This is a genomic window from Endozoicomonas sp. ALB091 (genome assembly GCF_049310265.1).
GTDB lineage: Bacteria > Pseudomonadota > Gammaproteobacteria > Pseudomonadales > Endozoicomonadaceae > Endozoicomonas.
This window is the reverse complement of the sequence record NZ_JBLYNQ010000001.1, coordinates 189,578-213,129: the sequence shown is the minus strand read 5'-3', so window position 1 is coordinate 213,129 and position 23,552 is coordinate 189,578. Positions and strand designations below refer to the sequence as shown.

Annotated in this window: 21 protein-coding genes; 7 read left to right on the top strand and 14 right to left on the bottom strand. The window is 47.9% G+C overall.

Annotated elements, in window-relative coordinates; genetic code table 11:
- Positions 1–97: 97 nt before the first annotated feature.
- Complete coding sequence (gene serA, locus ACO6UX_RS00850; protein ID WP_422443987.1) at positions 98–1,327, bottom strand: phosphoglycerate dehydrogenase; 1,230 nt, start codon at positions 1,325–1,327, stop codon at positions 98–100.
- A 299-nt stretch (positions 1,328–1,626) separates the two neighbouring features.
- Complete coding sequence (locus ACO6UX_RS00845; protein WP_101747242.1) at positions 1,627–1,887, bottom strand: DUF4404 family protein; 261 nt, start codon at positions 1,885–1,887, stop codon at positions 1,627–1,629.
- A gap of 236 nt (positions 1,888–2,123) precedes the next feature.
- Here ACO6UX_RS00845 and ACO6UX_RS00840 point away from each other — a divergent pair, with 236 nt between their 5' ends.
- Positions 2,124–2,786 (top strand): fumarylacetoacetate hydrolase family protein, encoded by a 663-nt coding sequence (locus ACO6UX_RS00840; protein ID WP_422443985.1) that lies wholly within the window; start codon positions 2,124–2,126, stop codon positions 2,784–2,786.
- Between the two features lie 110 nt (positions 2,787–2,896).
- On the opposite strand, the gene ACO6UX_RS00835 is transcribed toward ACO6UX_RS00840, so the two are convergent.
- On the bottom strand, positions 2,897–3,301 hold the full coding sequence (locus ACO6UX_RS00835; protein WP_269671842.1) for an acyl-CoA thioesterase: 405 nt from the start codon (positions 3,299–3,301) through the stop codon (positions 2,897–2,899).
- A gap of 286 nt (positions 3,302–3,587) precedes the next feature.
- Between ACO6UX_RS00835 and ACO6UX_RS00830 the strand changes: the two genes are divergently transcribed.
- Both ACO6UX_RS00830 and ACO6UX_RS00825 read left to right on the top strand, forming a co-directional pair.
- Positions 3,588–5,510 (top strand): hypothetical protein, encoded by a 1,923-nt coding sequence (locus tag ACO6UX_RS00830; protein WP_422443983.1) that lies wholly within the window; start codon positions 3,588–3,590, stop codon positions 5,508–5,510.
- Between the two features lie 150 nt (positions 5,511–5,660).
- Positions 5,661–6,461: a helical backbone metal receptor gene (locus ACO6UX_RS00825; protein WP_422443981.1), complete on the top strand. Its 801-nt coding sequence runs from the start codon at positions 5,661–5,663 to the stop codon at positions 6,459–6,461.
- Here the strand turns inward: ACO6UX_RS00825 and ACO6UX_RS00820 are convergent.
- The 3 genes from ACO6UX_RS00820 to eutH form a co-directional block, all read right to left on the bottom strand.
- Positions 6,445–7,953 carry a tyrosine-protein phosphatase gene (locus ACO6UX_RS00820; protein WP_422443979.1) on the bottom strand — a complete coding sequence of 503 codons (1,509 nt, stop codon included), beginning with the start codon at positions 7,951–7,953 and terminating at the stop codon, positions 6,445–6,447. The genes ACO6UX_RS00825 and ACO6UX_RS00820 overlap by 17 nt on opposite strands.
- Positions 7,954–8,072: 119 nt before the next feature.
- The gene (locus ACO6UX_RS00815; protein WP_422443977.1) at positions 8,073–8,699 is read right to left on the bottom strand and encodes a hypothetical protein; all 627 of its coding nucleotides are present in this window, start codon (positions 8,697–8,699) and stop codon (positions 8,073–8,075) included.
- Positions 8,700–8,835: 136 nt separating this feature from the next.
- Positions 8,836–9,054: an ethanolamine utilization protein EutH gene (gene eutH / locus ACO6UX_RS00810; RefSeq protein ID WP_422444728.1), complete on the bottom strand. Its 219-nt coding sequence runs from the start codon at positions 9,052–9,054 to the stop codon at positions 8,836–8,838.
- 323 nt (positions 9,055–9,377) lie between these two features.
- Between eutH and ACO6UX_RS00805 the strand changes: the two genes are divergently transcribed.
- The gene (locus ACO6UX_RS00805; RefSeq protein WP_422443975.1) at positions 9,378–11,888 is read left to right on the top strand and encodes a hypothetical protein; all 2,511 of its coding nucleotides are present in this window, start codon (positions 9,378–9,380) and stop codon (positions 11,886–11,888) included.
- 154 nt (positions 11,889–12,042) lie between these two features.
- Here the strand turns inward: ACO6UX_RS00805 and ACO6UX_RS00800 are convergent, their stop codons facing one another.
- Positions 12,043–12,447 carry a helix-turn-helix domain-containing protein gene (locus ACO6UX_RS00800; RefSeq protein ID WP_422443973.1) on the bottom strand — a complete coding sequence of 135 codons (405 nt, stop codon included), beginning with the start codon at positions 12,445–12,447 and terminating at the stop codon, positions 12,043–12,045.
- A gap of 457 nt (positions 12,448–12,904) precedes the next feature.
- Between ACO6UX_RS00800 and ACO6UX_RS00795 the strand changes: the two genes are divergently transcribed.
- Positions 12,905–15,124, top strand: coding sequence for a hypothetical protein (locus ACO6UX_RS00795; RefSeq protein WP_422443971.1), 2,220 nt, complete (start codon positions 12,905–12,907; stop codon positions 15,122–15,124).
- Positions 15,125–15,290: 166 nt separating this feature from the next.
- On the opposite strand, the gene ACO6UX_RS00790 is transcribed toward ACO6UX_RS00795, so the two are convergent.
- The 4 genes from ACO6UX_RS00790 to ACO6UX_RS00775 all read right to left on the bottom strand — a co-directional run bounded on the left by ACO6UX_RS00790 (position 15,291) and on the right by ACO6UX_RS00775 (position 17,156).
- On the bottom strand, positions 15,291–15,701 hold the full coding sequence (locus ACO6UX_RS00790; RefSeq protein ID WP_422443969.1) for a MerR family DNA-binding transcriptional regulator: 411 nt from the start codon (positions 15,699–15,701) through the stop codon (positions 15,291–15,293).
- Between the two features lie 12 nt (positions 15,702–15,713).
- The gene (locus ACO6UX_RS00785) at positions 15,714–15,935 is read right to left on the bottom strand and encodes a hypothetical protein (protein ID WP_422443967.1); all 222 of its coding nucleotides are present in this window, start codon (positions 15,933–15,935) and stop codon (positions 15,714–15,716) included.
- 177 nt (positions 15,936–16,112) lie between these two features.
- Complete coding sequence (locus ACO6UX_RS00780; RefSeq protein WP_422443965.1) at positions 16,113–16,637, bottom strand: lipocalin family protein; 525 nt, start codon at positions 16,635–16,637, stop codon at positions 16,113–16,115.
- A gap of 27 nt (positions 16,638–16,664) precedes the next feature.
- Positions 16,665–17,156 (bottom strand): hypothetical protein, encoded by a 492-nt coding sequence (locus ACO6UX_RS00775; RefSeq protein WP_422443963.1) that lies wholly within the window; start codon positions 17,154–17,156, stop codon positions 16,665–16,667.
- A gap of 361 nt (positions 17,157–17,517) precedes the next feature.
- Between ACO6UX_RS00775 and ACO6UX_RS00770 the strand changes: the two genes are divergently transcribed.
- Both ACO6UX_RS00770 and ACO6UX_RS00765 read left to right on the top strand, forming a co-directional pair.
- A complete protein-coding gene (locus ACO6UX_RS00770) occupies positions 17,518–18,807 on the top strand; it encodes a DASH family cryptochrome (protein WP_422443961.1) in 1,290 nt (429 codons plus the stop codon).
- Between the two features lie 91 nt (positions 18,808–18,898).
- Positions 18,899–19,093 carry a hypothetical protein gene (locus ACO6UX_RS00765; protein WP_422443959.1) on the top strand — a complete coding sequence of 65 codons (195 nt, stop codon included), beginning with the start codon at positions 18,899–18,901 and terminating at the stop codon, positions 19,091–19,093.
- Positions 19,094–19,326: 233 nt separating this feature from the next.
- On the opposite strand, the gene ACO6UX_RS00760 is transcribed toward ACO6UX_RS00765, so the two are convergent.
- The 3 genes from ACO6UX_RS00760 to ACO6UX_RS00750 form a co-directional block, all read right to left on the bottom strand.
- Entirely contained in the window at positions 19,327–20,307 is a 981-nt protein-coding gene (locus ACO6UX_RS00760) for a transposase (protein ID WP_422443957.1), read from the bottom strand.
- 100 nt (positions 20,308–20,407) lie between these two features.
- Entirely contained in the window at positions 20,408–21,580 is a 1,173-nt protein-coding gene (locus ACO6UX_RS00755) for a ShlB/FhaC/HecB family hemolysin secretion/activation protein (protein WP_422443955.1), read from the bottom strand.
- A gap of 747 nt (positions 21,581–22,327) precedes the next feature.
- Positions 22,328–23,542, bottom strand: coding sequence for a hypothetical protein (locus ACO6UX_RS00750; RefSeq protein WP_422443953.1), 1,215 nt, complete (start codon positions 23,540–23,542; stop codon positions 22,328–22,330).
- Positions 23,543–23,552: the final 10 nt, after the last annotated feature.

Below are 23,552 nucleotides of genomic sequence, written 5' to 3'. Positions count from 1 at the left end.
TAAAGAGCACTGTTGTCTGGTTAAAAATCCAGTGCCCATACAACCTCACACCCTCGTTTCCTCGCTCTGCGTGGGAACGAGGTGCCAGTGATGTATATCAGTAAAGAACGCGGCAGCGGATGGTGCCTTCAATCTTTTTTATCTTCTGCATGGCCATATCGCTGTGTTCAGCATCAACATCGATAACAACGTAACCAACGGACTCATTGGTCTGCAGGTACTGACCGCTGATGTTGATACGGTTTTCAGACAGTATCTGGTTAATCTGACCCAGAATACCGGGAATATTCTGGTGGATATGCAGCAGGCGGTGCTTGCCGGGGTGGGCAGGCAGGGCGACTTCCGGGAAGTTGACCGACGACAATGTAGTACCAATATCGCTGTACATAACGAACTTCTCGGCAACCTCCCGGCCAATATTTTCCTGTGCTTCCTGGGTACTGCCGCCAATATGGGGAGTCAGGATAACATTCTTCATGCCACGCAGGGGGCTGATGAATTCATCATCGTTACCCCGTGGCTCTTCCGGAAATACGTCAATGGCGGCACCCAGCAGCTTCCCGTTCTTCAGGTGCTCGGCCAGCGCTTCAATAACCACCACAGAACCACGGGAGGCATTGATCAGAATGCTGTTGTCCTTCATGGCAGCAAACTGTGCTTCACCAAACATCCACTGGGTATCCCGGGTTTCGGGAACATGCAGACTGACAATGTCGCACATGCCAAGCAGGGTGTTCAGATCACTGATCTGGGTCGCATTGCCCATGGAAAGCCGGGTCACCACATCATAGAAATAGACTTCCATGCCCAGAGACTCTGCCATGATGCTGAGCTGGCTGCCGATATTTCCGTAGCCGATAATACCCAGTTTTTTGCCGCGGATTTCATGGGAGTTCGCTGCTGTTTTCTGCCAGCCTCCCTGGTGTGCCATGGCATTCTTCTCCGGGATTCCACGCAGTAGCAGGATGGCTTCAGCCAGCACCAGCTCAGCCACTGAGCGGGTGTTGGAATAAGGTGCGTTGAAAACAGGTATCCCCCGTCGTGTAGCTGCGGGCAGTTCTACCTGGTTGGTACCAATGCAGAAACAGCCAACAGCACAGAGTTTTTTTGCCGCCGCAAAAATCTCATCGGTCAGCTGGGTCCGGGACCGGATGCCGACAAAGCGGGCATCAGCGATACGTTCCTTTAGTTCCTCAGGAGGCAGGGAGGTGGTGACATAGTCGATATTGGTATAGCCCGATGCTTTAAGAATCTCGACAGCAGACGGGTGGACACCTTCCAACAGGAGAAAACGAATCTTGCTCTTATCCAGCGATATTTCGGGCATATCAGTCTCTTTATTGGTTAGCTCATGGCGGACTGGCTCAAGGCTGTTTTACATTAAAGCACTGTTTTTTATTGTGCAGGCGGACAACAGCAGCAGTGCTTTCAATTTATGGCTGTTATTGATCCACCCATCGTTTTCATGGCGCATCACCGGTTGCTCCCGGCTGCGTCAGGCGGCACATCATAGCATAGGCTGTGCGTGATAGTACCTGCTAAAAGGCGGTGGGTCGTTACTGCAGGGAGATCGGCCTCACATCAGTGAAACCGATCTGGTGGTAAGCTTTGTCATAGCGACCGTATTTAAATACCCATGCTGGAGAGGGTAAACATTAATTGCCGGATCGCCTGTGTCAGGGCCGGGTGGTCTTCACTGAAGCGAATGGCCTCCTGCTCCAGCTGATCGTTGTAGCCCTGAATGGGGATTTCTCCTTCTGCCTGGGCAACGGCAATGTTGATCTCTTCGGTTATCTGTTTTAAGGCTCCTGCTGTGCATTCATCGACGGGTGAGTTTTCAAGAATATCATGAAGGCTCTGGATATTGAGTTGCAGCTCTTCTGACATACTATGCTCCTTCCACTGTGCGGCCAGTCTTTATGATACTACTACAGTGTATGTGAAAGTGAGATGCTTTAACTGTGAGTTGAGCCGTGGGACAATAGTCTACCCGGGGAATGACAGGCAAACACTGTCTGTTTCCCGACAAGGCTTCTGGCTCAGTTGAATAATAAATATCCGTATGATGTTGGCGCGTATTGTGCGTTCCATTTTTCATCACCGGCGTTAATAAGGGATGCGCTATGAAGTACAGGCACCGCTGGATCAGTGGCGACCGTATTGACCTTCCTGTTGGGAAGGTGGTTTGTGTAGGACGGAATTATGCGGCACATGTCCAGGAACTGAATAATCCCCTGCCGGATGATCCGGTGCTGTTTATTAAGCCCGGTACCGCCATGGTTAACCTTGAGCAGCCCGTGAAATTACCCCGTAATCGTGGAGTGGTCCATCATGAGACAGAAGTGAGCCTGCTGATCAGGGAGCCTCTGACCGATGCCAGTGAGCATGAGGCTAACCAGGCGATCATGGCTATTGGTCTGGGACTGGATTTGACACTGCGTGATCTTCAGGAACGGCAAAAGTCAAAAGGGCTGCCGTGGGAAGTTGCCAAAGCCTTTGATAACAGCTGCCCGTTATCCGGGTTTGTGGCCGTCGAGCATATTAAAGATCCTGCCAATCTCGGGTTTTCTCTGTCGGTCAATGGAGAGCCAAGGCAGAAAGGGACAACGGCACATATGTTGACCTCCATTCCCGGGCTGTTGAGCTATATCAGCAGGCATTTCACCTTACTTCCGGGAGATATCGTGCTGACCGGAACGCCGGAAGGTGTTGGGCCTCTGCAGCCGGGGGATGATTTAGAGTTGTCCATGAATGGGATTTTTTCAACCCGGACGCGGTGTCTCTGAAGACACGTTTTACGAGCCATTCATAAGCTAACTGCCGGTTCTGTTGTGGCTGAGACATTCACTCTCAGTGTGGGTTGAGAGGATCAGAGGCTCCTGATCCTCTTCAAATCCTAGAAGTTCCTGACCCGCTGGGTTCGTCCACCCCGATCAATGGCAACAAACACCATGGTTGTTTCTGTCAGTTTCTCCCAGCCATGGTGGTTTTCTATCCAGCCTTCGACAACCACCTTAATCGATGTTTTGCCGATTTCTGTTACCCGGGTAAAGAACCCGATCAGGTCACCGGCCTGAACTGGCCTGAGAAAGCTCATACTGCCAATACTGACCGTGACCACCCTGGCACCATTGGAGGCCTTGCGGGCACAGACTTCCCCAGCCTGGTCCAGGTGCATGGCTACCCAGCCAGCAAATACATCACCACTGCTATTGACGGAACGGTGATCCGCCAGAACTTTCAAGGTCATTTCCCCTTGAGGAGTAGGGACGCTGTCGAGATTTTCATGTCTGGCACTCATGTAAGACTCCAAACTATTTTTATTGTTTTGTTCAGTTAATTTGATTTTGCGGGTATTCTATCTTTTTTACTATCTATTTCATATTAAAAGTCTTTTTGGCTGTCCTATGGAGATAAGGGTTCATATTGCTGTGCAATTTTATGCTGGACTCTTATAGCCTGCTGATTGATTATTGATTATAGAGTATTGATTTTCTTACAATTGATTGAAAATAGATTCATATGAAACTCTTATTTAACTGTCCGGCATCCGGTAAAATTTTTAATGAAGGGACCGGGAGGCTGCTATGAAAATAGAAGGAAATGATAATGGCTTATTATCATATGATGATGGTCGTCCCGGCAGGGAAAGCCAGAGTAAAAGTGTCAAAGATAATAGTTTTTCAGGTATGTCCGTTTCAGAAAGTAATGAAGTAATTCACCATCTTTCTGAGGCAGTCAGATTAAATGATAACCATGCGGAAAATTTATCGGTACGATCAAACCAGTGGCGTGTTTCAATAGCTTCTAATGATTCCGGTTATATTTCGAATGCTGGAGAAAATGACGATGAAGCTTTGTATGAATATAAAGGGCTGAATCTGAATAAGGTTGGTATTTCTGTCCCGGAACGTATTGAGTCCTTTAAAGAAAGGGCTGGCCAGAAAAAAATAACAGAATTGAAAAATGCTCCCATTCCCGAAAATGATGATGAAGTTGCAGTGGCTGAGGTGGTTGATAAATTTGAAAAATGTCATTTTTCTCCTGAAGTCGACCAGGAAGAATCTTGCTCAGAAGATAAAGTTAAGGTGCCTGCCAAATCTCCATTTGATAGAAGCCGGTTTACACGTAAAGCGATACGAAAGAAGAAAAATCATAAGATCGTTTTACTCTCAGCCAAATTAAGTCAGGAACTTTGCTCTGAATCGATCAATCCAGAGAAAAAGATTCAACGCCAGTTAACGCAAATATTTTCCTTCAGAGCTGCTCTGAGTGATCGGGCAACAAGATTTCATGAAGTTGAGCCCTACCAGAATGGTACCCTGAACCCGGGCTTTGTCATGAGGGCTATCACGGATATACAGTCTTTTGTCAGGCTGTCTGAACCGTACAATTTGATTAGAGACGTGAATATGGATCTGGAGCAGGTTCCGGATGTTATGAAACTGGTTCTTGGGGAAGATAGGTTTAAAACCCTGAGAGGAGAGGCCTTGCGAGATGCCATTTGGCCTGTTGTTGCAGAAAACTTCTGGAAATTTCTTGATGAGTGTGGCTCTCTGGAAAGCACGGTAAAACGTATGCCTGAGTTTCAGAAGCGTGAGCACTATTTTCCATTAGCGTATACAAAGGCTGTCGCTAAATTTAATCTGGCATTTGGAATTGCTGAAAAGAGGTTTCAAAAGTTTTACCTGAAAAGCACGCTTACCGAAAACGAAAAGGGTGAAGTCCTTCAGCTTGTTAAAATGGCTGAACAGTTACAGAATAAGTTCTCAGAGTTTTATTGTCATTATAAACAGCTTCCTGATAGCTCTATTAAGGTCGTTTTGAAAACAATGTTCGGTGATGTTCTGGTGGGTGATAGTGATACTAAAAGCAGGAAAATAATAAGAATGCATCAGGGTATTTTGAAATTGCTAGTAATAGCAGATCCTTCCTTTCAGCTTGACCCTGAAGAGTTACCACGTGTTAGAGTCAGCCAGGATCAATGGGATTTGGATTTTTCAGTAGAAAAGGCATTTTTAGAACTTCGATCAGGCATGAAGGAAAAGGATCCACTGATATTCTATAGAGATCTGGCCAGTCAGATTGTTAATAATGTTAAGGACAAAGAAGGATTTCCCAAATCCAGTGAACAGGCTGTACTGCCCTCGGATACCATAATAACGTCAGATTCTCAGCGGGAAAAACTGCGAAATTTCTATATGCAGTTTTTGATTGACTTGTATGATCAGATAGATCCAATTTTGGGAACCCTGGCTAATGATGAGCTTAAAACAATTCATCAAACAACCTTTGACTGTATCTGGCGTGGAATTGAGCCTGACTTATTACCGTCAGTAACCTCAAAAGACAGCTGTCGTTTTCTCAGGCTTAAGTCAAAAAAGCAAAAGCTCAAAGAAGAGCGGCAAAAAATGCTGGAAGTGGCGAAAACAGAGTTTTCCGGAGTTGCTCACTTCATGGCAGTTAAAATTGCCTATATGCAGGCTGAAAAGCAAAATCCATCCAGATAAAGTCTTCTCAACGGTAAAAACAGGCAATTCCTGAATCATTAAGAGTTTTTCCAGAAGCTGCTTTAAAACGCGCTTTTACTTGATACAGCAAGGCCCATTTGCCTATGGTAAGTGGGCTTTTTACTGTCTTGAAACATTGAGGCCTCAAAAATGTCCCGCCAGTTTATTGATCAGATGCAGTATTCAGTAGACGTCAGTGACAAGCCAGTGAGAATTATCTCTCTGGTGCCATCGCTGACAGAGCTGTTGTTTGATCTTGGCCTGGAAGACCGGATTGTTGGAGTAACCCGCTACTGTGTTCATCCCGGGCGGGCACGCAAGGAAAAAAAGATTGTCGGTGGTCCCAAGACATTGGATTTTGCGGCGATAGATGCCTTGCAGCCGGATTTGATCCTCGGTAACAAGGAGGAGAACTACCGGGAGGGCATTGAGCGGCTGCAACAGCAATACCCAACCTGGGTCTGTGATATTCACAACCTGGATGATGCCCTGGCCATGATCACCTCCCTTGGTCAGCTGACCAACAAAGAACACAATGCCGACAAAATCGTCAACGACATCAGGTGCAAAATGGCACGACTGGCTTCGGGAAAGACGCTGCGTGTGGCTTATTTTATCTGGAGGAAGCCCTATCGCGTTGCTGCCGGTAATACGTTTATCAATGAGATGCTGAAGCTTTGCGGGATGGAAAACGTCTTTGCTGATCTGGAGCGTTACCCGGAGATCACCATCGAACAGCTAAAAACAGCCGGGCCAGATTTGCTGCTCTTGTCTTCAGAGCCCTTTCCGTTTAAAGACCGGCACTGTCAGGAATTTGCCGAGCTGGGTGTGACTGCCAGTACCCGGCTGGTGGATGGTGAGATGTTTTGCTGGACCGGCAGCCATTTGCGTCTGGCTGCTGATTACTTCATGGCGCTGAACGAAGAGATTAGTGCTAGATCACGGGAATAATGTTCTCTCCCCTGTCTCGCTTATCCCACCATGTATGAACGGTATCCATGATAAGTTTGATCTGATCCACTGCTTGAACAAAGGCGGGTCCCCGGTCTTTTCTGCCTTGTTGAATAGTCTTGAATACTGCCTGATCCAGTTCCTTTTTATTTTGATATTTTCCGGAGAGTATGTCCCGGTAGATTTCATTTAACACAATCAGCGTTCCGGTTCTGCCAACGCCTGCCATGCAATGCACCATTGTTTTGTCTGAATAGTCGTCCCCGGTCTGATGTTTGCGCACTGCTTCTACAAACTTGAGCAGAGAGTCTTGACCGTTTGTTTCATTGGGAACTCCGTGATCCGGCCAGCCAGTATAATGATATCTTCGTATAAGGCGGGTTTCGCCAGTAATGAGATCAGTCACCTCATATCTTATTTTTGAATACCCAGCTTTTTGTTGTTTTGACTGGTATCTCACTTTAATCCCATTATCAAAGACGATTTCACGGTCGACTTTGTCGCCGACTTTGCCATCGACCTTGCCATTGACTTTGCCGTCGTCATTGAGTATTTCTCCGGTTGGGTAATACGAAGCAATAGGTCCTCCTTTGTTTACCTCGAACTTTTCTCTTTCTCTGGTCAGATCACAAATTACACTGCACTCCGAGTCAAGGGCTGCTCGCCAGATATCGCCTCCAGACATTTGTGCTTTAGCTCGAGGTGCCTGAATGGCGACATACTTGGCATTGGTCAACTCGATATTATTGGCGGGAATATGATTGCCATCAATTGTTAAGGCTGTTTTTTTCGGCAAAGGTACTTTTGATACTGACTCATCGCTAAAGCCAAATCTACTCCAGCGTCCATTGGTAATATGTTTACCTTTAATGGCCGCCAAACTCTCATCACGCATTTGCAAATGTGCGCCCGGATAATTTTTCCTGTTAATTAATTCGGTCACTTTTTCTGAGAGAGTTGACGTTGTTATGTCCCGGGGCAATGCCACATCATCGTACAGAGATTCCGTACTGCCATAAACACTGTTGTAGCCACTGTCGAGACTGGTGGTTGACCCCCAGCCAGAATGCAGTGTATTGGCTGAACTTCTTCGATTTCTAATGCTATCAAGACTGGATGTTGCATCCTCGTCTGGTGGCTGAGTACTAACGCTATTATCGACGTGATTCACAAGGAGGCGAACATCGTTCGGATCGACGAAGATTACATCAGGCGGTGATACTTTTTTATAGGCCTCAATGAGCCTTTTTGCTAATGCTGGTGAGATTTTACGATCCTTTAAACCCAGGGTTTTTACCGCTAAATCAGAACCTTCCACAGGTTTTTCCTTGTTGGCTTCAGAGTTGACCCTTGGTCTTATGGCAGTAAACGCAATTTCCTTACCATTGAATTGAGCCACCAGTACATCTTTTTCAGAATCTTGATTGGATGCTAACTTATTGATTTGATGGATTTGTGATGGGGTAAGCGAACCTAATCCGTTGCTGCTCATAATAATCTTCCGTAATCCTTAAATGATCTGAAAATTATAGCATCGTGCTGGTCAGTAAATTTGACTGGAAAATGAACAGGGCCTCATGGAGACCCTGTTATTGATCAATAAATGTCACATCAAAGGGCATTTTTAAAGATCTGTTCAACGTCTGCCAGAGTTCCCTGCCTGGGGTTGGTTGCTGCACAGGTATCTTTCAGGGCGTTAATGGCCATCTCCGGTATATCTTCTGCCTTGACGCCCTGCTCAGTCAGGCTGGCTGGTACGCCAATGGCTAGTAGCAGGCGACAAATTTCTTTAATCCCGAGTATGGCGGCTTCCTGAGCGCCAAGTCCATACACCTCACAGCCAAGATAGCGGGCAATATCCGAGAGCTTCTCAGCAGATGCCGGCAGGTTAAAGGTCATAACATGGGGAAGCAGAATGGCATTGCATAGTCCGTGGGGCAGGCCATAGCGGCCTCCCAGCTGGTGCGCCATGGCATGAACATAACCCAGACCGCTGCTGTTAAACGCCATACCCGCCATATACTGGGCGTAGGCCATCTGCTCTCTGGCTTCCCGGTCAGAGCCATCGTGGACCGCACGGGGCAGATATTGGGCAACCAGCTTGATCGCCTTACTGGCTACGGCATCGGTAACAGGACTTGCATTGGTGGACAGGAAGGCTTCAATGGCGTGGGTCAGGGCATCCATGCCGGTTGCGGCCGTTAAACCGGCAGGCATGCCAAGCATCAGTTCCGGCACTGAGAATTTCTTCGCGCATGGCTGTTCCGGTTCAGAGGCATTAGGCGAAGGCCGGTTTCCGAAGAAAGCCGCCTGCTGAGACTGCAAAGCTTGATGGGGCAGGCAGGCTTGTGCAGAAGCCGACCTGCATCGGGGATTAAGCGTGTTTCGCTTTCAGGCTAGCCTGTGGCTCAGCCATATTTTTGGTCACCAGAATGGCAATGTGACCAACGGTGGCAACACCATCAGAGAATGGTGCCATACCCGGAATAACGACAAAACCGGTCAGGGCTTCAATCACTGCGGCAGCCAGGCCGGCAGTGATCAGAATAACCACACCCTTACCGAAGACTTCAAAACTGCGATTGCTTTTGATTCTGAAATAGCTCCCGGAAGCTGGAGAAAGCAGGTTATTTCCAGGCGGCGTATCAGTGTGCGAAGGCTATCAGTGGCGGGACGGCATACTTATGACCTGACGCAAGTCAGTCTCACTCAATTCATTGACGTTAATCAATAAAATTGAGCGGTATAAAAATCCCTAAGGGCAGGAACTTTTGTCGAATTAACTGATCTATAACCCAAATTCTGTATGGTCAGACAAGTAATAGAGGACGGCTAAACCACCATAAACCAACATAGAGTACTACTAATCCATTGCCGCATACATTCAATCCTTGTGTTGATATGACCGGAGTTACCATGCAACCAATAGCGTCAGGCAGTGCAGCCACAATCAGAATAGAAACCGATGAACGACAGTTCTCTGATGATCTGAAGCCACAGCATAAATCGGTGGCTGCCTACAACAAACAAATCTCAGAAATCCCGGAACTGGAGCTGGTCGAATCCCTGGGGCAGCTGAAACTGGATTCACCACCCGACGCGACGCTAACCACCGCCATTGACGAGCGCAGCATTGAGCTGAATATTTCCACGATGCCGCAGCCGTCAGACGTTGGTTTGGACGGTGCATTGCAACAGCATGACCAATCGAATACACCGTTCGATAATAATACGTATGATAATGATAATAATGATAGTAGTATCGAGCCTGAATCAGCAGATAAGGCCACGGTGCCAGCAGGTGCTGTTCCAGCAAACAGTGTTAATGCATTTGCCTCACTCAACAGGCCATCAACGAACGTCTCAGACACTGAATCATCATCGGATTATTCAGACACCGAATCATCGACGGACGATTCAGACACCGAATCCGCCTCCCAAAAAGCATCGACAGCACGGGTTTCCGGCACTACTGCAAATAGCGACTCGATAGTACCTTTTAATAAGTCACAGGGCGCAGCCCTTCTTAACAGTCAATCGGGGGAAATGGACGCAAAGAAGGCTGACATTTTCCAATGTCAGACCAATTATCTGGAACTCAAAAAGGTGATCAGCTTCGGTCATTATGTCAGTGCAGCCAGGTTTAGCCCTTCGAGTAAGCATCTGGTTATCGATGCTTTAGACAGTCAGGACGATCGTATTCTGGACATCTGGCGACAAACTGCGGATGGCAACTGGTCCCGGAACGGGAAGTTCAGGGAGCATAGCTTTCGTTTCGAATTCAACCGGTCGGAAAATACATTACTGCGTACCAGCTCCGAAGGCATAGTCACGGTGAGTAAGCTGAACAGCAATGGCTTTTGGCAGGAGGCGGTGGTACTTGAGCACAGCCCCTGCTGTAGAGGCAAAAGCTATGAGCCGGTGATCGCAGGCTTTAGCCCCCGGCAGGACAAGATTATGACTTATGATTATTGGGCCGGCAAAATCAAGGTACTGCCGGTGGATAGCAACGGTCAGTGGACTCCGCTAACCCAGACTCAAGAGATCAGTCACCGTCGGCAAAGGGGGCCACAGCAGCCGTCTTTCAAAGTCACGGATCATAATTTACTGACTTACCGGGGTGGAACAGCGACCATCTGGGCATTTAATGATGACAGCAACTGCATGGAGGTGCAAAAGGTCATTGAGCGCAGTAAGTGGATTTGGGGTGCCCACATGAGTGATGATGAGCAGTATGCTGTGATCTTCGGTGTGGACCAGGCCATCTTTCTGGGGTGTGATGGCGATGGCGAATGGTCGCAAATCGGGGAGGTTTGTCATCCTAAAAGTTATTCAAAGGCCAGTAACGAACCTATCACAGGCTTTATTCACAAAGCATCCTTCAATGCCTCCAGACAATATGCACTGAGTATTGATTCAAATCATATAGCGATTATCTCTGGTTATGACGAAAACGGTTCATGGGAAGTAAAAACTGAAATTCAGGATTGTTCCGATGCCCGATTCAGTGCCTGCGGGCGCAAATTACTGGCCCAACTCTACAAACCTCTGTCTTGCAACAAGACTGATGACCCGCTGGATCAAGGTCAGACCCCTGATGAGCACAGCGACAATTGTTGCGAGGGCTACATAAGACGGACCTATAAAAGCTTTAAACTCTGGGACTGCAGCAGTAATGGTGGTCGGCTGGATAAAGTTCAAACCTGTGAGCACAGCGGCAGTAAAACAGTCATCTTCAGCCCGTCAGAGAATTTTCTTCTGAGCTACGGTGTTGAGTCGAATTTTGCCCGTATTTGGGGGTATGACGAGGAAGGTAACCTGGTTGAGAAAGCAAAGGCATTTCACCGAGGGGGGGTCTACTATGCGGCCTTCAACGCTCAGGAGGACAGTGTGCTGACCAGGGGTATTGGCCAAGAGGTAAAAATTCAGGGCCTGGACGGCCAGGGCAAATGGCAGGAACAGTTGGTGGTTAAACATCAAAGACAGATTCACGAATGCTGTTTTTCCGATTCAGGGCACCTTGCCTATACCGTTAGCCTGGACGGAACCGCGTGTATCCTGGGACGCGACAACGATGGCCAATGGATGAAACAGGCGATGACAAATCTGGTTGATGGCTACTCCATTGAAGGCGCCCAGTTTAATGGATTGGATGACCATTTTCTGATCTATGGCAAAAAAATAAACATAAAAGACAAGCACCAGCCAGGCCTTGTGCAACTATGGGGCTTAAATGATGATGGAAAATGGGCATTAAAAGAGCAGTTAAAACTGGATTACCCCGTGAAAAAGGCCAAATTTAGCCCTGATAGCGATCATTTACTGATCAAGTGTAACGATGATCGACGGGGATATTTTCGTTCAAAAAGTGGTACGGTTTTACTCTGGAAAATTCCTGGCAGCCTGGTGGAAACAGCTGACACTTGAGGTGTTACTGAAGTTGACGTTTCTTTGCGAGCACGCAACGAAACGTCAACAGGCCCTGGGAATGAGGGCTGAATATTTTCCTTTTTTGCAAAGAGGTAACGGCAAATAAATTTTATCGTGTTGTTATTCAAATCGTCCATGCTGATCTCTGTTGTCAATCCAGCCCATCTGCCCATGTCGTATCACGCATACGGGGATCGTCGACCTGTTGGCCAAAGCAGTTGTAATGTTGCTCTTTGACCTGCTTGAACACAAACGGCTCAAACAGCATCCGGTATAGCTTGGTGTTAGTGCCACCGTGTTTTGTCTTGCGCGGGAAGCTCTCAATAAACTTTTCTTCTTCCAATTTTTTCAGGCTTGTGCAGATTGTGCCAGTGGTCACGCCAAGAAGCTTAGCCAGTAACCCCTGACTCGGCCAACACTCCCCTTCAGAGTTAGCGAACGTCGCCAGAACGACCAGCAGAAACTTCTGTGTCATGTTCAGCTTATCCATACCACTGGTATTAATTTTGACCCGTATCAAGATACCTATCCCGATTGTGTACGCAAACGAAATCATGTCTATACTGATCCCTGAGCTATCACTCACACGGAGTAATGGTTCGCTGTATGAATAGGAAAACCCGGTGAGGAGCTGCATACTCCGCTTGAGCCGGGTTTTTTCTTGCGTGGAAAAGATAGACCAAAACGGGGGGTATGCAAGACAAATACCCCCCTTTAGTTTCGCGGGGGTACCCTTTTAGTGAAACTAAAACAAACAAGATAAAGAACAATATAAAAAAACAAGTTGGCGGATTGTAATATTTTCTTATTTCATTTTCGGACTGCAAGTCCCAAAAATGTCAGGAGCTGGTCGTTATTTTTTCAGTGGGAGGAACTTTTGCCAAATTGACTGATCTATTGATCAGATACTGAATGTTCCGACCAGTAATGGTGGACGATTTACTCAATCACAGGATGCTACCGGTTCATGGCGGTGTAAATTTAATCCCTGTGCCAATATGACCGGAGTTATCATGGGACCAATAGCGCAAAAATGTCTGAACATCTGCCAAGCTTGGAAAAGTCCGCAAGCACAAACAAAGGTGATTGCTTTTGGTCGTGTGCTGAGCAGGGCAGCCGCAAGCAAAATCGAAACCGGTGAATGGCAGTTATTTAATAACCTGAAACCCCTTTTTGAATCAGTGGCTGCCTATAACAAATATGCTTCAAAAGTCTCTGAACCGGAGCAGCTCAAATCCCTGGAACGGTTGAAACGGAATGCACCTCCCGAGTTGTCGATCATCACTGCTATCGGTCAGCGTAAGCTGGAAATTATCGGGCTTAAGATTTCCATGATGCCATCCTCAGACGCTGTTCCGGGAGATGCATCACATCAGCATGAACAGCTCATTAGCATCGCAGCCGTTAATGATGGGCTGTTACAGGATATTGCGCTGAATAACAAGCATGCGGGCAATATCGATCCAGCGAAGGCTGACATTTTCCAATGCCAGGAAAATTATCTGGAATTTCAACTGGCGGCCTGTTTCGATCACCATATTATTGAAGCCAGCTTCAGCCCAATGAGCAAGAACCTGCTTATACGTGGTTGCAACGATGGGGGCGATTTCAGGCTGAAGATCTGGCGACAAGGTGCGGATGGCAACTGGTTGCAAAAAGGGGATGTTGAAGACTCTGCTTCTATCTATCGCTACGAGCTCAACAGGTCTGAAAATACGCTTCTGAGCAGCAGCTACGATGGCAGTGTCAAGGTAAGTACGCTGAACAGCGATGGCCGTTGGGAGGAGGCGGTGGTGCTTGCGCTTACCCCCTATGATGAAGACTATCCACGGATGGAGGCAGGCTTCAGCCCCGGGCAGAACAAAATTATGTCCTACGACCCACAGAACGGCAAAATCAACGTATTGCGCCAGGATAGCAACGGTCGGTGGATCCCGCTAACCCAGCCTAAAGAGATCCTTCACTATAAGGAAACCGGGCCACAGCAACCACCTCTTAAGGCCACAAACGATTATTTCCTGACTTACCAGGGCTCAAAAGTGACCATCTGGGCCTGTAATGATGAAAGCAACTGCCTGGAGGAGAAAAAGGTCTTTGAGTGCGGTGGGAACATTGCCAGTGCCCAGCTGAGTGATGATGAGCAACACGCTGTGATCTTCACCTGGGGTAACCAGACCATCTTTCTGGGTTGTGATGTCGATGGGAACTGGTCACAGATCGGGGAAATCTGTCATCCTGCGACGATCATAACCGACGACAACCAACATATTACCAACCTGGTTTGCAGAGCCTTGTTCAATGCCACCGGGCACTATGCGCTGACCAAAGATATAGACAACACAGTTATAGTTTCTGGCTACAATGCTTATGGTGTCTGGGAAGGAAAAGCAGAAATTCGTTGTTGTTCAGATGCCAGATTCAGCCCATCCGGGGGTAAAATACTGGCCCGTTTTGAAAGCGGTGGCTCTTTTAAACTCCTGGACTGCAAAAGTCCTGATGATCGCCTGGATCAAGGCCAGACCTTTGTCCATCACGCCAGTCGTGAAGCGCTTTTTAGCCCCTCAGAGAATCTTCTTCTGAGCTATGGCTATAAATCGAATTTCGCCTGCATTTGGGGGGATGATGAGGAAGGTAACCTGGTTGAGAAAGCCAGGGTGTATCACCTGGCGGGGATTGACTATGCTGCCTTCAACGCTCAGGAGGACAGTGTGCTGACCCGCGGTTGTGATTGGACCGTAAAAATTCATGGTCTCAACAGCCAGGGCAAATGGCAGGAGCTTTTGGCGTTTAAACATCTGCTGGAAATTCGTGAAGCCCGGTTTTCTACTTCAGGGCGCTTTGCCTATACCTTTAGCAAGGACACCACTGCTGCCATCCTGGGGTGCGATGACAATGGCAAGTGGACGACACTGGCCGTGACAGAACCTGGTGCCTATGGCATCCATGGTGCCCATTTCAATGCACTGGAAAACCATTTTCTGACCTATGGCAACAAAATAAACCGGAAAGACACAGACCAGTCTGGCCTTGTGCAACTCTGGGGCATCGGTGATGATGGCAAATGGAAACAAAAAGAGGAGATAATAGTGGATTATCCCATTCAACATGCCAAATTTAGCCCTGATAGTGAACATTTAGTGATTTATTGCAACGATGTTCGGCAAGAGCCTTTCCATTCAGAAGCTGGCATTGCGTTACTCTGGAAAATTCCTGCCAACGTACCAGGTGGTTAAGAATTGCGCCTTATTTTGCCAAATTATACCAATTCCACCTTCTAAATATGATAACGAGCAAGTCATTTTGGACCGCTGGGCAAGGCGGAATGACGAGTAATAGCAGGGCTATTGCGAGGAATTCCAACGAAGATCCAGCGGTTCAAAATGGCTGCGCAGTTCATATTTAGAAGGTGGAGTTGGTATTATCATTATACCGCAGCTTAATGCCTTCCTGTTTCAGCAGATCCCCAGCCAGCGGTGAGATAATGGTTCTCTGACTGAGCAGGATCTCTTTGACACCCCTTCTTATCGCGGGCAAACCGAAAGGACAGTGCCTGACCATAGTGTTTATAAACACTTCCTGCTGCCGCTCCAGGTCTTTTTTCTGGTCATGACTGGAAACCCGGCTGTACGCTACCGTTTTGTGCTGTACCTGTGGAGTCTGTTGCGTCATTAACTGACTGGCGCTGTAACGTCGTTTACCACCGGCAGTACGCTCAGGCACGAGTTTTCCACAAGCCTCCCAGCGACGCAGAGTAGAAGGGGATACCCCTAAATGGTCAGCGGCCCGGGAGATGGAGTATCGATCATTCACAACAGAACTTACTCATTTTGAATAGGTTCGAGTAACTATAGATAGGTTTTTGTTAACTGCAACAAGCCCGGCAACCTGATCACCACTGGTATGGAAACCGGCAGCCCCCAGCAGAGCCTTGAGCCCGGTAAAGCTGAAGAAACTCTGTCCAATGACCCTTGAACGGTAAACTTCATCCGTTTTTGCTGTCGGCACCAGAATCTGGTCCAGTGGGGGCATCGTTGGTTTGGGCATCGCTCACACTCCAGCGGGTATCGAATCCGGCATGGTATAGAATGTTGTTGCCGGGGGATTGATTCACCTAAGTGATGATCGTCTGTGTCAAAAAACGTCAGGAAGGGCTATAAGACTACAAATGGGGGGGATTACATTCCGTAAATATACACTCTTTATTTACGGAATGGTGGCGGGCTATTGAGGACTGCTCTGGTCAACAAAGATCAATTGTTCAGTAGCAAACCCAAGTGTTTTGGCTTTGTTGATAAAGTCCGATTTAACCTGATCACTGACGGTGGGTGTTCTGGCCAGCAGCCAGAGATAGTCTTTGTTGTTCCCGGAGATAAAGGCGTATTCATAGCCCTTCTGATCAAGCTCAAAAATAATGTAGGAGCCGTAGAAAGGACCAAAAAAAGAGACTTTCAGATATCCCTCGTCGGGTTCCCGGACAAACTTTGCCTTGCCTTCCGCCTGTTTGCGTTCACCTGCTTCAACCGAGTAACCAGAGTTGATGACCCGAAGGCTGCCATCAGGGTTGCCTGAGTATTCTGCAGTGATGTGGGAGAGGCCCCGTTCAAAGCGGTGATCCAGCCGGGCTATCTCATACCACTTGCCCACATAGCGATTAACCTCAAATGGCTTTACCGGGGTAATGCCTTCCGGGATTCCTGTACAGCCAGTAAGCAGTGCGATCAGGGACAGAATTTTAATCGTTCTCAAAGCGTTGCATCCTTCTTTTTTAACTACTTAATGCATCCCATAAAAGTAAACGAGTATGACAAAGTTTTTCACTTTACCGAGGCTGACAAACCCGGCTTTGGCATCCGGTTGAAAGGCTACCTGGCAGAGCTGCTGTCCATCGCCCTGGTCGAACCAGTGATGATCGCCGGTGACCATGGCTTCCAGTGCCCGGATATAATAGCGGACGATCTGGTCGATATCGTTTTGGCTGCACTCGTCACCGATGGTTAACTGCAGATTCAGTTGCTCCAGAAGTTGTTGACCATGGTTGGATACTTCCAGCAACCGGTAGGTCCCCGGTTCAAACTGAAAGTGGCGGGCACCGATAAGGCCGGTGATAATGACGCCACCGGAAAAGAGCTGATCACAATCAATGCCACTTTCTTCTAACCATTGTTCAAGACAGTTATTAATGGCCTCCGTGCAGAGTTCACCCTCTTCAAAGGGTGTCAGTACGGCGTCGGAGCGATAGATCAGTTCTGGTTTGCCCAGCTCCATCCGCTCGGTTATCGGATTTCACTCAAGGTATGCAGAGGCGATCATGGCACGGCTGGTGGTAGAACCAAAGTCGAGGCCAATCATCATTACAGACTGATTACCGGTAAAGTGTCTGAACATTTCGGTCTATGGCTGGAAGGAATACAACAATCATTTGGCAGCACAGGCTACTTTACCTGAGAGGGCTTAAAACCAAAACAGATTTGATGTGTTTACTTATAAAAGATTAAATTTTTACAAATTACATGGAGTTATCAGCCGCTGGTGGCTGTTTGCCGTGGTTTGTGAAAATTAACGTACAAAAGGGTATTCGTGCTAAAAGGTTTGGAGGGTATCGCTCTTGCAGGGAATAACGCTGTTTTTGTTTACCAACGATTTGAGGCTGAGTGATAACCGGGCCTTGATGCAGGCCGCTGCCAGCTGTAAACACCTTGTGTGTGTCTATTGTGTTGACCCTGCCTGGTTTAAGCCAGGCCATTACCAGTCAAGGGTAATGGGCGAGCATCGCTGGCGTTTCCTGTGGGAGAGTATTCAACAGCTTGAATCACAGCTTGAACAGCGACGGCAAAAACTGTTGGTGCGTTTGCAAAGTCCGTATCAAGCAATCGAACAAATGCTGAAAGCCCATAAAATCGATGCAGTCTATCGCAGCCGTAATACGGGTTTTCAGGAGAGTGCCTATTGGCAAAGTCTTAAGCAGAACTTCCCGGCAGTCACCTTCAATGAAGTTGAAACATTTACGCTCTTCCACCAGAACGATCTGCCATTTGCCCTGGACGAGCTGCCGGAAACATTTACTCAGTTCCGAAAGCACGTCGAAAATCTGCCCATTACCGAAGCCGCTACCGCACCGGATATCATGCCAGGGCCCATGCCCGGTTTGAATTACCATTCCGACAGGTTGCCGGCAAAGGCCAAAACCAACAGCCCGTTTACCGGTGGTGAAACGGCAGGGGCAGAGCATCTGAAGCACTATTTCTCAGCGCTGCTGCCAACCACCTATAAAGAGACGCGAAACGCCTTGCAGGGTTGGGAGACCTCAACCAAATTTTCACCCTGGCTGGCCCATGGCTGTCTCTCCGCCCGGCAGATTTTCCAGGCACTCCGGCATTATGAGTCATTGATTATGGCCAATGAATCCACCTACTGGATTCAATTTGAATTGCTGTGGCGTGAATATTTCCAATGGTACGCCCTGAAGCATGGTGTTCGGCTGTTTTCATCCAGAGGCATCCGGGATAAGTGTCGGTTGTCCTGCTTTTACCCGGAACGGTTTCAGAAATGGTGCGCTGGTAATACACCCTGGCCCATTGTGAACGCCTGCATGAAAGAGCTGCAGGCCACCGGTTACCTGTCCAACCGTGGGCGGCAAATAGTGGCCAGCTGCTTTATTCATGAACTGGGGATGGACTGGCGCTACGGGGCTGCCTGGTTTGAGCAGCAACTGGTGGATTATGACGTGGGCAGCAACTGGGGCAACTGGCAGTATCTGGCGGGCGTGGGTGCTGACCCGAGAGGGAGTCGCCATTTTAATTTGGATAAACAGGCTCAGCAGTTCGATCCTGATGGCAGCTATATCAACCGTTGGGGAGGGCATAAAACCTACCCTCTCGACAGTGTTGATGCGGCTGACTGGCCTATTATGCCGTGATCATACCAACTCCGCCTTCTAAATATGATAACGAGCAAGTCGTTTTGGACCGCTGGGCAAGGCGGAATGACGAGTAATAGCAGGGCTACTTGTGCCCTCGGGTATTGCGAGGAATTCCAACGAAGATCCAGCGGTTCAAAAAGACAAAAAGACAAAAAGACAAAAAGACAAAAAGACAAAAAGACAAAAAGACAAAAAGACAAAAAGACAAAAAGACAAAAAGACAAAAAGACAAGAGCAAAAAAGGACACCGAGCAAAAAAGGACACCCACTTTTTAAAAAGTGAAGAGAAGAGCAAAAAAGGACACCCACTTTTTAAGAGCAAAAAAGGACACCCACTTTTTAAAAAGTGAAGAGAGGGTGCGTCATTTATCCATTTTTTAAAATGATAGTATTGATCGTTTTAAGAAATCCTCATTCATACCAAGCAGGAAGAGCCTGGAAGATACTATCGAGACAATATAAGAAAGAGCCCTACAGAAAACTCTGGTCACATTAAAGTAAATGAAAATGTGTTGATCAGGCAGGATAGAGATTACCGCTCACAGACATCCCATGAACCCAGCATTTTCCGGTGCTTTTTGCATAAGCCTTCAGTGAAGCCAGCTTGCCGACTGCTCGGTGAAAACGATTCTGCCATCGCATAGTCTCCAGCCATTCATTTGGGTCAATACCCAAGCGTTCCAGGATAGGTGGTACATCGTCAGTTATACGGCCACATTTGCCTTTGCGGACAATTCGGCCAGACCAGTCAACCAGTTCAAAGTAGCTACTGAGTGGGTATGGAATCGCCTGTTCAGGGTTTTGACCCTGAGCTTTTAACGGTTTCAAGTGCGGCTTTTGTTTTTTTCCATTTGCACTGTCGTATGACTCAATGCGCTCTTTAATAGAGGTATGTTCTGAGGTTTCCAGCGTTGCGGCAATTTTTGCCCGGATGGGGTTTAAGTCGACATAGGCCATGCAAGTCAGCAATGCTGCCTCGTCTAACAGGGATTGACTTTTGTAACGACCTTCCCAAAAGCGTCCTTTGCACTCATCCTCTTTATTAGCCAGCCGGGCTAAGTATTCGTTGAGACAGCGCATGAACCAGCTGATATCCATTAAACGACCTCGGTACTCCTGGGCATATTCTTCGATGCGCAGCAGCTCTGCTTTGCCTGGCTGGTCGCCGGCAAGATAACGCTGAACCAGGTGTGGACCAGAAAACAGCTGCGTCCAGCGTTGTAAGACTTCTTTAGTGTCCCATTTTTTGGCTTGCTGACTATTAATATGGAGCACCACATGATAATGATTGGACATCACCGCATAAGCACAGACTTCCAGAGCAAAAATACCAGAGAGCGCTTTCAACCGATCAACCACCCACTGCCTGCGATGCTCATAGTTTTTGCCTGAGAAATTGTCTTGGCCGCACAGGAAAGCCCTGCGAACGCAGCGTGCCATGCAGTGGTAGTAGGGCGTACTGGCTGGATCTATGAGGTTTTTTCGGGCGGTCGTCATGTCATTTTTTTTGGTTACTGGGTATATGTGCTTAATGCCATAAGAGGCTCCAGAAGAAAAATAGACGGTGTGGCCGATTAGTCAAATTTTTGGGTGTCCTTTATTTTTGACGATTACCGATGGAGAATCGATCCTGTGGTACCAGAGGGGTTTTGTTCCACTGGCCACGGTAACCCAGGGAGTAGCTGAACTGGTGTCCGGAATAGGTGAAGGGAACTTGTAAGCCGGCATTTAAAGTAATCAAGGTAAAACGGGAGGTCCCTTCGTTAAAGGCTTCTTCCGGTGCGGGCATGGTATCAAAGGCACCCGTTCCCCGGCGATAGGCCGCTGAGACATTGAGAACGTTCTGACCAATAAACGCCTGATGCTGAATATCCGCAGCCCATCCTGCGGTGCGGCGGCGTTGAACCAATACTTCGGTGTCATTGATGAAGTTCCTGGAGCGACGGAGCCAACCTTCAAGACCGAGAGTGAGTTTCTGGGAGGCATCCCGATAAACCAAACGAGATAATTTGGCGCTGCCAGTTTCGCTGTCACCACGGTAGATATAATCGGTTGTGGCACCAGCGACGGTCTGATGATACTCACTCTTGCCGAAAGAAAAACTCAGTGTCCAATACCCCACGGGAATCATGTAATACAGTGAGTAGCCTTCTGTTCCATAGTCTCTTGAATCGCCACCGCCCAGATCATTGGAGAATGAGGCATAGAACAGATCATTCAACAGGAAGGGATTGTCGACAGAGAGAGTGGCAGATCCCTGGTAGCGACCTGTCGCTTCACTGCCGGAATCATCAGCGGAGAGACTGAATCGAAGCGGTTGCCTTTGCTTCCATAAGACGACCAGGTCACTTTCTCCCGGTTGTGCTCCCGGCACAATCTGGATATCCGCTTCTGCAGTGGGCAGGCGTCGTAAGTTCTCCAGGGCTTGTTCAATGTCTCGCAGGTTCAATAAGTCTCCGGGCGATGCTGGGAATGCTGTCCATAGATTGGTGCCGCGCTGGGAAAAATTATCGAAACGGATAGATTTGATGCGGCCTGGCACTATGAATAATTCAAGCTCACCATTATTTAGGTCTTGAGGCTTCGCCAGCACCCGGGTAGTTACATAGCCTTTTTTGATAATGGCATTCTGGATACGTTTCATGATCAGGTTGACGCCCTGGCCACCAAGACAGCGGCCAAGGGCCTCGTCACCCGGCTGATCCGCAGCGGAAAGAGCCCACTGGAACTGATCTGCTTCATCACCGGTTAAACGGATAATGTCGATCATGAAACAGTTGGTTTCTTCAGGTAAGGATTCAGCGACGGCCTGTGGAATTTGCAGGCGAACATCCGGTTCAGGGATTTGTTGTTTACGAATTACCTCTTCACGCTCTTGCTGGCGCTGGATTTCATTGGTGGGGTTAGGAGTATTAGCGTAGCCTTACATTGGTAAAGGAATCATAGCCGACAGAATCAAGAGATGTACTGCTCGATTGCCAACTCGCTTCAACAACTCATCCCTAAAAGACAACGTCAACTCCAGTATGAACTTTTATTTATTTTTGTGATTCGATTCTACATATAATACAAGCGACGTGTAAAGTAGTTGCCGGTTTAATGAGGCACTATTCTAATTAAGGCCTGACCGAGAAAGAAGTGATTGAATTAAGTACTGTGCTTCAGTACAACCTGAGCCTGAGCAAATTTTTGGGTGCCCTTTATTTTCTTGATTACCCGCGTGGTAGTGGTGTTGATAGCTCAGCATGGGATCTGAAAGCCCTGGGTCAGGTGGAAGTCGTGCCTTTTGAAAGGGGGGAATCTAACAGGTTTCGGGGATAACCGGCATACGGCGATTTATCCATTGGGATAGCAGTTTTCGCAATGTAAGCATTTGAAATAGAACCGGTTAAATGAAGAGATTAGTTTTAGTTAGCGACTCTGACCAGCTTGTTAATGAAAAATTCAAACGGGGTAGAGCCTGTCAACGATCACGAGATCAAATATAATCACTTTCAGTCAGTAGCCAATTCTACAGTCAACTTTTCTTGATCTGTTCTCTCCGTTCTTCGACCATCCGGTCACCTGCCCGGCGTAAAGTGACCGAGTAGACGGTGAAGGCTCTTCTTTTTCTCAAATCGTCCGTGTCAACGTATTCCTCTTCCTCCGCGTTAAAGGTAATGACTGTTTCATTGTCACGGCTGAAGTCCCAGGTTGGCACAGTGTACTCTGCAAGGAGTGGATAAAAGTAGCGTTCTGATTTCAGCATTCTGAAGCCTTCTTCAGGATTGGAGAAATCAAAAAACTGCAGCGCTACACTACTACTGTAACGCGGAAACTGTCCATTGACGGCCAGCGTATTCCCATCGGGACTGGGAATGGCCTGGCCCCAGCAAAAATTAAGCAAATTGAAATGATCGCCCCGTTGTGGGTAATGTATTCCAGTGGATAGATTGACCAGAAGCGTTGAATATACTGACTTACCCGTCAAAACCCAGTCCTGGTTCTTGCACTGAAAGAAATTGTGTACTGGGTTCAAGCCATGCCGAATGAGATCCACCAGGACCTGACCGTCACTGCACCGTGTTATTTTGATGCGGCTGTGGCTTGTTTCCTCCCGATCATCTCTTATGACCGGAAGGTAAAAACCTGACTCCAGTTGATATTTCTGATCCAGCCGCGTTACCGTTGCCAAGGGTAAGTATGAATACAACCGGGAGCACGCCCTTTGATCGGCTTCATCAAACCTTTTCTGGTTCAGTTCGATCCATCGGGTATCCTTCCAGCATGCGTCGGTGTGCCTGTGGTCGCAGCCTCTATGATCCAGTCCGGTTGCCTCTGACTCAGGGCCTGAGGCCGTGGCATCTGAACCGGTCCCACGAATATTTTCTGCTGCTGTCTGGGCGGGTTGCAGAGATTGGTCTTCGCCTTCACAGCACGTTACTGAAGCAGCATTAGCAGGCACACTCAGGATTTCGGATGCGGGCAGGGGCAATGAATGTGACGGGTTGAGTTGTTGCCTGCAGTCAGCCTCGGACACTGTCGTAATCCGAGAGTCTCCCAGCATTTTGTTGACATCACCACCCTCAGGTAGTTCAAGTCCGGAATCAAGCCATCCGGTTGTCCCGCCGTCAGTGCTGGTGATACGGTGGGGACCAAATCCTGCAGAGCAGGGATTTGCTGCTGCGTCAGGTATCGGCTGAGTATTGTTCGGGGTATGACCACAAAAGTTGGGACTCAGAGGATTAGACATCAATTGTCCT